The 11,397-nt window shown below is 55.8% G+C and carries 9 protein-coding genes; all 9 read left to right on the top strand.

Going from position 1 to position 11,397, the window contains the following annotated elements:
* The first annotated feature begins 145 nt into the window (after positions 1-145).
* The 9 genes from E4487_RS20790 to E4487_RS20830 all read left to right on the top strand — a co-directional run bounded on the left by E4487_RS20790 (position 146) and on the right by E4487_RS20830 (position 11,390).
* Positions 146-1,435 carry an MBL fold metallo-hydrolase gene (locus E4487_RS20790; RefSeq protein ID WP_257229471.1) on the top strand — a complete coding sequence of 430 codons (1,290 nt, stop codon included), beginning with the start codon at positions 146-148 and terminating at the stop codon, positions 1,433-1,435.
* Positions 1,436-1,521: 86 nt separating this feature from the next.
* Positions 1,522-2,811 carry a UDP-N-acetyl-D-glucosamine 6-dehydrogenase gene (gene wbpA, locus E4487_RS20795; protein ID WP_175254299.1) on the top strand — a complete coding sequence of 430 codons (1,290 nt, stop codon included), beginning with the start codon at positions 1,522-1,524 and terminating at the stop codon, positions 2,809-2,811.
* Positions 2,812-2,878: 67 nt separating this feature from the next.
* The gene (locus E4487_RS20800) at positions 2,879-3,829 is read left to right on the top strand and encodes a Gfo/Idh/MocA family protein (RefSeq protein ID WP_175254269.1); all 951 of its coding nucleotides are present in this window, start codon (positions 2,879-2,881) and stop codon (positions 3,827-3,829) included.
* A 5-nt stretch (positions 3,830-3,834) separates the two neighbouring features.
* Positions 3,835-4,419: a UDP-2-acetamido-3-amino-2,3-dideoxy-D-glucuronate N-acetyltransferase gene (wbpD, locus tag E4487_RS20805; RefSeq protein WP_175254270.1), complete on the top strand. Its 585-nt coding sequence runs from the start codon at positions 3,835-3,837 to the stop codon at positions 4,417-4,419.
* Positions 4,416-5,507, top strand: coding sequence for a DegT/DnrJ/EryC1/StrS aminotransferase family protein (locus E4487_RS20810; RefSeq protein WP_175254271.1), 1,092 nt, complete (start codon positions 4,416-4,418; stop codon positions 5,505-5,507). Before wbpD ends, E4487_RS20810 begins: the two co-directional genes overlap by 4 nt.
* On the top strand, positions 5,504-6,592 hold the full coding sequence (gene wecB / locus E4487_RS20815) for a non-hydrolyzing UDP-N-acetylglucosamine 2-epimerase (RefSeq protein ID WP_175254272.1): 1,089 nt from the start codon (positions 5,504-5,506) through the stop codon (positions 6,590-6,592). Before E4487_RS20810 ends, wecB begins: the two co-directional genes overlap by 4 nt.
* A gap of 1 nt (position 6,593) precedes the next feature.
* Entirely contained in the window at positions 6,594-7,376 is a 783-nt protein-coding gene (locus tag E4487_RS20820) for an ABC transporter permease (protein ID WP_175254273.1), read from the top strand.
* Positions 7,369-9,123, top strand: coding sequence for an ABC transporter ATP-binding protein (locus E4487_RS20825; protein WP_175254274.1), 1,755 nt, complete (start codon positions 7,369-7,371; stop codon positions 9,121-9,123). Before E4487_RS20820 ends, E4487_RS20825 begins: the two co-directional genes overlap by 8 nt.
* Positions 9,120-11,390, top strand: coding sequence for a class I SAM-dependent methyltransferase (locus tag E4487_RS20830; RefSeq protein ID WP_218953029.1), 2,271 nt, complete (start codon positions 9,120-9,122; stop codon positions 11,388-11,390). Before E4487_RS20825 ends, E4487_RS20830 begins: the two co-directional genes overlap by 4 nt.
* The last annotated feature ends 7 nt before the right edge of the window (positions 11,391-11,397 follow it).

An 11,397-nucleotide genomic window follows, 5' to 3' on the forward strand; every position in this document is an offset into this window, starting at 1 on the left:
TTCCTGTTCCCTGAACAGTCATCCGCACCACTGGGCTGAGCCCTTTTAGATTTTGCCGGCGTTAAGGGATTGACTCGTGCGGTACCCCTCCATTGTTCATCACGGTGCCGTAACAGGCATGACGGGTTCATGCCATCAGTTGCGGATGGATGATGAATATGTGCTTCAAGGCGCTGAAACTTTCCCTGAAAGTCATACAGGTACTAGCAGCCTCGCAATCGATTCCCCCTTGGGCGGCATCAGGGCTCGTTTCGCAATCCGTGTTCATGTCAGCCGCGTCGGCCGCATTTCCTACCTGCCAGCAAATGGTTTCAATCGCCCGAGCCTCTGCAATGAGCTGTCGGCCAAGTTTCTACTCATCGTCCTCGCGGATGGCCTCAAGCTCGGTTTCAGGCGCGATCAGAAACAGGTCGAGCGCTACTTAAAACTGATCAAGCAGCGCATCGTTGCCTTGCCCGGAAAACAGTGGTTCACCCAGTTCGGCACGAAGCAGCTCAACGCTCACATTCGCTTGCAATGGGCTAGTCACATACTCGGCTCGGCCTATGTCGAAGTGGATTCGCAATACTCTGAGGTGAGCGACAAAAAGCGCGGCGTGTTCTCCGGTGATCTGGCTGTGCCACATGCGTCGATCCTGCCGACACCAAAGCCCCCATACAAAACCGATATCCTGATCATCGAAGGCGCCTGCGGCGATCACCTCCGTGAGGATCTCCGCAGTCGACGTGCGCGACTAGATAAAGTACCCGAACGCGCGCTGAACAATCGTGGCACGGCGATGAGCCCGGCCTTCAGTATTGGTCGCACTCAAAAGCAGTTATACGAACTCAAAGGCATGATTAATTGCAGAGTACGTAAGGAGTCTGCAGCGTCTCAGTCGAGTGATTCAGCACCGAATACCAGAAAAGCGATAGCTCTCGATTGGGCGAATTTGCTCATCATCCCAGGTTTTCCCTTAGCAAGTCGTTTTACAGTGGTTTATCGGGAGCTCGGTTGCTTCTGGGGGGGAGAGGCAAGGGCGCGCGTGGCCAAAGGCTGTAAGTTAAGGTCTTTCCGTAATCTGCTCACGTTCGATAGTCGCGACGCCCACGTTGATTGTGGTATGTGTTCCTGCGGGTGCATGGTCAGCCACTTGAAGGCCATCTTCGATGGTGAGCGACGCGACGTGTTTTTCGTCGGCTGCCAAGCTGGCGGTTCACCAGGAAGACAGATCCAGAGTTCCGGTCCGAGTAATGGCGATGTGGTATTTGACGGGAGGCGCTATGACGTCTGCGCTCAGGTGCATACCATAGGTGGCTATTCTGCCCATGCAGATCAAAAAGGTTCGGTCAGTTTTGTTACCAAAAAGACGCACTGGCCATCATGGAGGCGTGTCGTACATCGCGAGCCCGCAGCCAAGCAGCAGTTTTTCAGCGGTTCTGCAGCAGCGCTCTAACGCCGCAGGCAGAGCTTTAAAAATAGTAATTCCGTAATGGTTTTTGGTGGGGTGTAAGAGTGAAGGCTGATTCGCTACAAGCGTATATAGATAAATTCAAAAGCCGGGATGCGTTGGTCGGCATCGTTGGTCTTGGTTACGTCGGCTTACCCTTGATGTTGCGTTATAACGCTATTGGTTTTCGCGTGCTTGGCATTGATATCGACATCGAAAAGGTCAATCAGCTTAACGCAGGTAAAAGCTATATCGAACACATTGCCAGCGAGCACGTGTCTCGTGCACGCAATAGTGGTTTCGAGGCCACTTGTGATTTCGCGCGTGCCAGCGAATGCGATGCGTTGATCCTGTGCGTGCCGACGCCTTTGAATAAGTATCGCGAGCCGGATATGAGTTTCGTGATCAATACCACCGAAGCGATCAAGCCCTATCTGCGCGAAGGGCAGGTGGTATCGCTGGAAAGCACCACCTATCCAGGTACTACCGAGGAAGAACTGCTTCCGCGCGTTGAATCCGGTGGTCTGCTCGTTGGTGAGAACATATTCCTGGTCTACTCGCCCGAGCGTGAAGATCCGGGCAATCCCGATTTCGAAACCCGGACCATTCCCAAGGTCATCGGTGGGCATACACCAGCGTGCCTGGAAGTTGGTATTGCGCTTTACGAGCAGGCCATCGACCAGGTCGTGCCGGTCAGTTCAACGAAAGCAGCGGAAATGACCAAGCTGCTGGAAAACATTCACCGCGCCGTGAATATCGGCTTGGTCAATGAAATGAAGGTGGTCGCTGACCGCATGGGCATTGATATTTTCGAGGTGGTCGATGCGGCTGCGACCAAACCCTTCGGGTTCACGCCCTACTATCCGGGACCTGGCCTGGGCGGCCACTGTATCCCGATCGACCCGTTCTACCTGACCTGGAAGGCGCGAGAATATGGCCTGCATACTCGTTTCATCGAGCTTTCTGGCGAGGTAAACCAAGCTATGCCGGAGTACGTGCTCGGCAAGTTGATGGATGGCTTGAACGATCGAGGCCAGGCGTTAAAGGGTAGTCGTGTACTGGTATTGGGCATCGCCTACAAGAAAAACGTCGACGACATGCGCGAATCGCCTTCGGTGGAAATCATGGAGCTCGTGCAGGCCAAGGGAGCCATCGTTGCATACAGCGATCCGCATGTGCCTTCGTTCCCTGAGATGCGCGAACATCATTTCGACCTGAGCAGCGAACCTCTTACCGCCGAGAATATTGCCAGCTTCGATGCCGTGGTCCTGGCCACCGATCATGAGCGTTTCGATTACGAGCTGATCAAGGCCAAGGCGCGTCTGATTGTCGATACTCGCGGTAAGTACCGCGCTCCGCATCCGAATGTCATCAAGGCCTGACCCTGCTTTGCGGGTTGGCATGCGCAGCATGTATGCCGGCCCGTTGACCCCTTTGCGAGACAAAAACATGAAAAGATTCGCCCTGGTCGGCGCTGCCGGCTATATCGCTCCACGCCATATGCGCGCCATCAAGGACACCGACAACCAACTGGTCTGTGCCTACGACATCAATGACTCGGTCGGCATCATCGACAGCATCTCGCCGCAGAGTGAATTCTTCACCGAGTTCGAGCGCTTTCACGATTATGCTTCGCGCCTCAAGCGTGACCCGTCAACTGCGCTCGACTATGTCTCGATCTGCTCACCGAACTATCTGCACCATCCGCATATTACGGCGGGCCTGCGTCTTGGTTGCGACGTCATTTGTGAGAAGCCACTGGTGCCGACCAGCGATTTGCTCGACGACCTGTCATTGGTCGAGCGCGAGACGGGCAAGCGTCTCTACAACATTCTGCAACTCAGGCATCATCAGGCGATCATCGATCTGAAACAGCGCGTCTGTGCGGGTAGCAAAGCGCACAAGCACGACGTTGAGCTGACCTACATCACCAGTCGTGGCAATTGGTACATGGAGAGCTGGAAAGGCGATCCACGTAAATCCTTTGGCGTCGCAACCAATATCGGCGTGCATTTCTTCGACATGCTGCACTTCATCTTCGGCGCGCTGCAGCGCAATGTGGTTCACTATGTCGACAACTACAAGGCGACAGGCTACCTGGAGTACGAAAACGCCCGCGTTCGCTGGTTCCTTTCCATCGATGCGAACGATCTGCCTGATGCGGTGAAGGGCAAGAAGCCTACTTACCGCTCCATCACCTGCGATGGTGTCGAGATCGAATTTTCTGAAGGCTTCACTGATCTGCACACGGTCAGCTACCAAGCCATTCTTGATGGCAAGGGATATGGAATCGAGGACGCTCGCCACTGCGTGGAAACAGTGGAAACCATCCGCACCCTGGCCGCTACCCGAGCCCAGAATGGTGAGGATCACCCGTTCCTAGCGCGCCTCCAGGGTTGAGCGTTATGAGCCACTATCAGCATCCCAGTGCCATCGTCGATGAAGGGGCGCAGATCGGTGAGGACTCGCGTATCTGGCATTTCGTCCACGTGTGCGCGGGTGCCCGAATCGGCAAAGGTGTGTCCCTTGGGCAGAACGTGTTCGTCGGTAACAAAGTGCTGATTGGCGATCACTGCAAGATCCAGAACAACGTCTCGGTGTATGACAACGTCACGCTCGAAGAGGGCGTGTTCTGTGGCCCGAGTATGGTGTTCACCAACGTATACAACCCGCGTTCGCTGATCGAGCGCAAGAGCGAGTACCGCGATACGCTGGTGAAGAGGGGGGCCACCTTGGGAGCCAACTGCACCATCGTCTGCGGCGTAACCATTGGTGAGTTCGCCTTTATCGGAGCGGGGGCTGTCGTCAACAAGGATGTTCCGGCCTACGCGCTAGTGGTGGGGGTTCCGGCTCGTCAGATAGGCTGGATGAGCGAGTTTGGCGAACAGCTCGATCTGCCGCTCTCGGGGGAGGGGAGTGCGCCGTGTATTCACTCCGGCAAGCGTTATGTGCTGGAAGGTAGCGTTCTCAGAAAGGAGCAAACACAGTGATCGAGTTCATCGACCTCAAGGCGCAGCAAGCACTGATCAAGGACAAGATCGACGCCAATATCCAGCGGGTGCTGGCGCATGGTCAGTACATTCTTGGCCCGGAAGTGGACGAGCTAGAGGAGAAACTGGCCACCTTCGTCGGGGCCAAGTACTGCATAAGCGTGGCCAACGGCACCGATGCGTTGCAGATTGCGCAGATGGCGCTGGGCATCGGTCCTGGCGATGAGGTAATCACCCCAGGCTTCACCTACATCGCTACTGCAGAAACCGTCGCCTTGTTGGGGGCCAAGCCGGTATACGTGGACGTCGATCCACGCACGTACAACTTGGATCCGCAATCGCTCGAGGCTGCTATCACGCCGCGTACGAAAGCGATAGTTCCCGTTTCGCTTTATGGCCAATGCGCGGACTTCGATGCGATCAATACTATCGCTGTCCGGCATGGTATCCCCGTGATCGAGGACGCCGCCCAAAGCTTCGGTGCTATGTACAAAGGGAAGCGTTCCTGCAACCTCTCCACTATTGCTTGCACTAGTTTCTTCCCCAGCAAACCCCTCGGGTGCTATGGCGATGGCGGGGCGATCTTCACCAACGATGATGAGTTGGCCAAAGTAATGCGCCAGATCGCTCGTCATGGGCAGGATCGTCGCTATCACCATATTCGGGTGGGGGTGAACAGCCGGCTCGATACCCTGCAGGCTGCCATCTTGTTGCCCAAGTTAGAAATCTTCTCGCGTGAGCTGGAGCTTCGCGAGCAGGTTTCTCAAAGCTACTCTCGACTGCTGCAAGAGGCTGGTATTGCGACGCCGTTCATTGAGGCGCACAACTTCAGTGCTTGGGCTCAATACACTGTGCAGATCGCAAACCGTGAGCAGGTTCAAGAGCGCCTCAAGGCTGCCAATATCCCTACGGCCGTACATTATCCGATCCCGCTGAACCGCCAGCCAGCGGTCAAGGACGATGCCGTTCGTTTGCCAGTTGGCGAAGCCCTTGCTCAGAGGGTCATGAGCTTGCCTCTGCATCCCTATCTCGATGACGCCTCGCAGCGTTTCATCATCAAAACACTGCAAGAGAGCCTGGACGCATGACTTGTAAGATCGTCACCATCGTGGGTGCACGCCCACAATTTATTAAGGCTGCAGCTATTTCGCGAGAGATTCTAAAGCATCCAGGGGTCCTCGAAGAGGTCATGGTTCATACCGGTCAACATTACGACCCGAATATGTCCCAGGTTTTCTTCGACGAACTGGAAATCCCAGCGCCGCGCTACAACTTGGAGGTCTCAGGGGGCGGTCATGGTGCCATGACGGGGCGCATGCTTGAGGGTATCGAGCGCATTCTGCTCGACGAGAAGCCGGACTGGGTGCTGATTTACGGCGATACCAACTCTACCTTGGCAGGTGCTCTGGCTGCGGCAAAGCTGCATATTCCTGTCGCACATGTAGAGGCTGGTCTCCGCTCCTTCAACATGCGAATGCCGGAGGAAGTCAATCGTATTCTTTCCGATCGTGTGTCCAGCCTGCTTCTCTGTCCGACCGAGGTGGCTGTGCACAATCTGGCACAAGAAGGTATTAGTCAGGGGGTGCATAACGTAGGTGACGTCATGTACGACGTAGCTCTCTATTATCGCGAAAAGGCACGCGCCAATAGTCGTATTCTGCAGACGCTCGGTTTGCTGGAAAAAGGCTATGCGTTGGCGACCTGTCATCGGGCTGAAAATACCGATGATCCTGCCCGCCTGGAGGGCATCGTTTCCGCTCTGGCTGAGGTCGCGCGTGATATTCCTGTCGTACTACCGTTACACCCGCGCACCAAAAAGCTCGTTGAACAATACGGGCTGGAACACTATCTGGCGAACCTGATAGTCGTAGAGCCTCTACCGTTTTTGGATATGGTGACACTTGAGCAGGCGGCCAAGGTGATCCTGACCGATTCAGGTGGAGTACAGAAGGAAGCCTTTTTCTATCAGGTGCCCTGCATCACGTTGCGTGACGAGACAGAGTGGGTGGAAACGGTGGAGTTGGGCTGGAATCAACTGGTCGGGGCTAGCCGTTCTGCGATTCTCCAGTCTTATGCGCGTCTTGCTGACGCCCCGGTGGTGGCCCATGGCACTCCCTATGGTAAAGGCTTTGCCAGTCGCTTGATTCTCGAAGAACTCATGAGAGCTTCTTGAGATGAATGTTCTGCTCAGCCTGATCAAGCATCGCCACATTCTTTACTCGACCGTGATGCAAGGGCTGAAGAAAAGAACCAGTGGCAATGTATTGGGCGCGCTATGGCTTTTGCTCTATCCGCTCCTGTTCCTCGGGATGTATAGCTTGGTGTTCGTGCAGATATTGCAGGTGCGAATTCCGGGTTTGGGTACCTCGGACTACATTCTCGTTGTGTTTTCCGGGCTTGTGCCTTTTTTGGCATTCGCAGAGGCTTTTGGGGCGGGTACGGTGAGCATTGTCGGCAACCGTGATCTTCTGATGAACACCCTCTTCCCGATTGAACTGGTTGTGGCTCGCGAGGTTCTCATCGGCCACACCACGATGGGGATGGGCATGCTCCTGCTCTGGGGGGCCGTTCTGCATTTCGATTCCCTGCGCTGGACGCACCTGCTGGTACCGTTGATCTATCTGCTTCAGATCATGATGGTGCTGGGGTTGGTCTGGATCACCGCGAGCTTGACTGTATTCTTTCGCGATTTTCAGCAGGCCATTCCGATTTTGGTGCTGTTTCTGATGATGATCTCGCCAATCGGTTATACCTCCGAAATGGTTCCTGAGGGCTTGCAGGGTGTCCTGCTCTTCAATCCCTTGGCCTGGCTGATGGAGCTCTATCGCGCATGCCTGATGAAAGGGGTGGTACCTTTGGAGCAGCTAGGACTGTTTACGCTGTTTGCCTGCACATTATTCGCTCTTGGGGGAGCGCTGGTTCTTCGACTCAAGCCGCTGTTTGCCGACTATGTCTGATTTAGCGATTTCCCTACGCGGAGTAAGCAAGGTATTTCGACGTTTCCAACACCCCGGCTGGCGTGCGCTCGATGCGCTTGGCTGGCCTGTGTCGCACAAGCGCTATGACCTGTTCCAGGCGCTTTCCGATGTCAATATCGACATTGTTCGCGGTGAGAAGGTCGCATTGATCGGTCGTAATGGTGCCGGCAAGAGCACTTTATTGCGGCTTATTTCCGGTCAGATGCGTGCGGACAGTGGTCAGATCGTCGTGAATGGCCAGGTTCAGGCGCTGATGACCTTGGGAACTGGGTTTCATCCGGATTTCACCGGAATCGAGAACATCCGCTCTGCGCTGTCTTATCAGGGCGTTAGTCCTTCGCGAATGGATGACTGTGTTGAGGAAATAGCCGATTTCACGGAGCTGGACACGTTTTTGCAGCGGCCCGTGAAGGAGTATTCGGCGGGCATGTATGCGCGCCTAGCCTTTGCAGTAGCTACCACCATTACCCCTGAAGTGCTGATCATTGATGAGATTCTGGGCGCAGGTGATGCCTATTTTCTCGGAAAGTGCATTCAGCGAATGAAAGCGCTGACCAGCCAGGGGGCGACAATTCTGTTCGTCTCCCATGACATCAGCTCAGTGCAAATGCTGTGTGATCGCGGCATCTGGCTTGAAGGTGGGCGGATTCGCCAGGACGGTCCTCTGTTGCCGGTAAGCAAAGCTTACCTGGCCAGCGTCCGAGAGGAGGAAGAGCGGCGTGTTCGTGCCAAGAGTATGTCACTGACGCGCGGTCAGTTATCTGCTCTGACGGTAGATGGCGCACAAAATAGCCTGTTGCGCTTGGTCGGAGTAGATGGGGTTCCACCCTCCGAGCCGTTGCTGGTTCGCGCAATTCGATACGGAGATACTCAGGGAGAGCTTGGCTGTATCGATATGGATGGGGACCAGGGCAGTGGTTCCTGCCTGATAGTCGATGAGCAGTTCATGAACTGGAAACGCATCGACCAGACATGCTGGGCATTCGGTGACTACGGGGGGCGTTATCAGCATGCACCGCTGCAGATAACGTGGCCAAACGCAATCCCTGATGGCGCTTGGGTGCAGCTGGATGTACGGGGTGGTACAGGCACACCTATCTCGCTCGAGCAGTATGACTCCGCGCAGGAGCAATACTGCACTTTGGCCGAAATCAGTGGTGACAATGCGCAGGAATGGCAGAGCGTACTTGCGCCATTGCAAACGGATGCCGCTCTCGCTCAAAACAAATCGGCCGCAGTACTGGCCGATCTACAGGAGCTTAGCAGTGACGACCGCTACGGCAGTGGCGAAGCACGCATCACTGGCTTGGGATTCTTCGATGCGGAAGGAGCGCGGCGTCACACTCTGATCAGCGGTGAGCCGGCATTTGCCGTGATCGCATTCGAGGCGGACCTGCCTGTATTGGACCCTGTTCCGGTGATGGCAATCTATCGTCCAGACGGAACGTGTGCGATGCAGGTCATCGCTAGCATGAGTGGCCACCGTTTCGATCGTCTTGAGGGAAAAGGAGGTATTCGTATCGACTTTTCACCTCTTCTGCTTGGGCCGGGTGACTATCTGGTGTCGATCGCTCTTTTTCGTGAGCTGAATCTGGCCTCTTCGGTCGAACCCGCTTCCTACGACCTTCATGACCGCTGCCATGCGTTGAAGGTTCTACCGCCGCCGGGGATTCATGTGCAGATCGGTGTGGTCAATCAACCTGCCCATTGGGGGCTGATCCAGTGAGCCAGGACATACGTCTCTACGACGCTGCGGAGATCTGGAATCAACCTCTGCAGTTGGGCCAGCGCAACCTGCTGCAGGCCATCCGCGATTTTCTGCCGAAGAACGTCCATTCGTTGCTTGACGTAGGTTGTGGCGATGGGAAGTTGACATCCAGGCTGCTGGAGTCGGAAGCGTTGACTATCGTGGGCCTCGATAGTAGTGAAGAGGCTCTTTCGCGCCTGCCTTTCCCTGGGGTGCGAGGCGATGCACAGGCTCTGCCGTTCCCGGAGGGAGCGTTTGACGCGGTCATGAGTACCGACGCTCTTGAGCACATGCCCGATGAGGAGGAGGTGGCTGCGTGGAATGAGCTATTCCGTGTGGCATCCAAGGTCGTCATCGTTGCCGTGCCGTTTCGGGAGGAGTTACTGGATGCTTCGGCTTGTTGCTCATCATGCGGTCACCGCTATCACGTCAACTGGCACCAGCGTAGTTATGACTTGGACGATCTCTGGCGGCGGACCCCTGAGGGCTGGAACATCCGTGCCACCGTTCTTGCCGGGGAGCCTTGGAATGCCATGCTCCCGCCGGAGACGAGGTTACGCCGTTATGCGCTGAATGAGTGGGCGGGCTGGGAGCTGGCAATGTGCCCTAGCTGTGGGGCCACTGGTCAGGCAGCGCCTGCCCTTGAACCGCTGCCGACTCTCCTGGCTGTAAGTCTGGCTGAACAGCTCTATCCCGAGCTTGCAAAACACCGATACTGCCGAAGCCATAGCGAGATACTCGTAGTTTTCCAGCGAGAAGGGTGTGTGCTGGAAAACGCTCCGCCACCAGCGGCAGAGCAGTATGAACAAATGGCTACTTGTGTGGATTTTACCCGGCAGCCCGCTGCGCCAGACTTGCAATCATTTTCTCAGATTGCTCAACACGTCGCGGCAAGTGACGGAGGCTGGCGTATCCAGTTCCCGCTTTACGAACCTGCTCCATTGCTCGAGGTGCGCCGCATTCCTGGTTCTCGGGAGGCATTGCATCTCGTCCTGGAGGACGCGATCGGATGCTTGTACGAGGGGTGCGTCCTTGCAGAGGGTGTAGACCATCAGTTCCACGAGCTGCCGCGTCAGCCTTTTGCGGGCTACTACGGCATTCTCGCGTCCTGCTCCGCAGATGAGCCTTTCGCTTCCATACGCCTGGGGCAGGGGCCAGCTTTCCAGCGATTGCAGGTCTCGGCCCCACAAGAGGCGGCGTATATGAAGCTGCAGCACAGCGCTGGCCCGTTGTTTGTCCAGGTGAGTCAGCCGCTCTGGTTCGACCCGGCGAGCCTGGAGTGCGACGGCCAATCGCTGCGGCCGGAACCAGAACAGGTGCTGAGGGGGATACAGAGGAGCCTGGAGCGAATGCTGCCTCATCTGGCTTCGCGGGGCAGCGATTCGCCTCCGGGACTGGTGCAGGAAGTCAACCAGTTAAAGGTGCACATCCAGAATCTCGACGAAGAGCGCCAAGGATTGCAGGAGCGAGCCCGGGAAGCCGACAGGCTTGCTGTCGATAAGCAGAACCTGATGGCGGAGCGCGATGCCTTGCTAGAGCGTGCCAAGGAGGCGGATCAGCTAGCAGTGGAAAAACAGAATCTCCTGGCAGAGCGAGATGTATTGCTTGAACGTGCCGAGGAGGCTAACCGGCTTGCCGTAAACATCCAGAATCTCTCGGCGGAGCGCGCGGCACTTCTGTTGCGTGCCGCGGAGGCGGATCAACTTGCAGTAGACAAGCAGAATCTGCTTGCCGAGCGTAACGCGCTGCTGCAGAAGGCGTATCGGGTCGAAAGCCAGGCAGTGCGTTTGCAGAACCTGGAGGCTGAGCTTGAGAACCTGCATGCCAGGGTAAGCGAGGCCGACAGGTTGGCGGTCGACCATCAGAATTTGACAGCAGGACATGATGCTCTGCTGCAGAAGGCGTTATTGGTCGATGTACAGGCGGTGCAGCTACAGAACCTGGTTGCTGAGCGTGATGCCTTCTCAGAACAGGCAGTGCTTGCGGAGCAGCGATTAACCGAGCTTTCTTTCCAAAAACAAGAACAAGATACCTTGCAAGAGCAGCTGCGAAACCGTCTGAGGGAGGCGGAAGAAGCACTGTGTACCAAACAAAACCAACAAAATCTGTATGAAGCGGAAAAGCAATCACTGGAAGATGAATTGATTGCCTGCAGAACACAATTAGAAAAGTTAAGCCAACAGCTCGAAAACCGGCTGGGAGCCCTTACCAGGCGTTTGATGAAAGCGCTGGTAAAAGATAAGTAGGAGAGCC

It is taken from the genome of Pseudomonas sp. BMW13 (assembly GCF_013357275.1).
GTDB lineage: Bacteria > Pseudomonadota > Gammaproteobacteria > Pseudomonadales > Pseudomonadaceae > Aquipseudomonas > Aquipseudomonas khazarica.

Excerpts from the sequence above, each read along its gene's own strand:
- E4487_RS20790 (WP_257229471.1), top strand. The coding sequence starts at position 146 with ATGGATGATGAATATGTGCTTCAAGGCGCTGAAACTTTCCCTGAAAGT.
- E4487_RS20800 (WP_175254269.1), top strand. The coding sequence starts at position 2,879 with ATGAAAAGATTCGCCCTGGTCGGCGCTGCCGGCTATATCGCTCCACGC.
- wbpD (WP_175254270.1), top strand. The coding sequence starts at position 3,835 with ATGAGCCACTATCAGCATCCCAGTGCCATCGTCGATGAAGGGGCGCAG.
- wecB (WP_175254272.1), top strand. The coding sequence starts at position 5,504 with ATGACTTGTAAGATCGTCACCATCGTGGGTGCACGCCCACAATTTATT.
- E4487_RS20820 (WP_175254273.1), top strand. The coding sequence starts at position 6,594 with ATGAATGTTCTGCTCAGCCTGATCAAGCATCGCCACATTCTTTACTCG.
- E4487_RS20825 (WP_175254274.1), top strand. The coding sequence starts at position 7,369 with ATGTCTGATTTAGCGATTTCCCTACGCGGAGTAAGCAAGGTATTTCGA.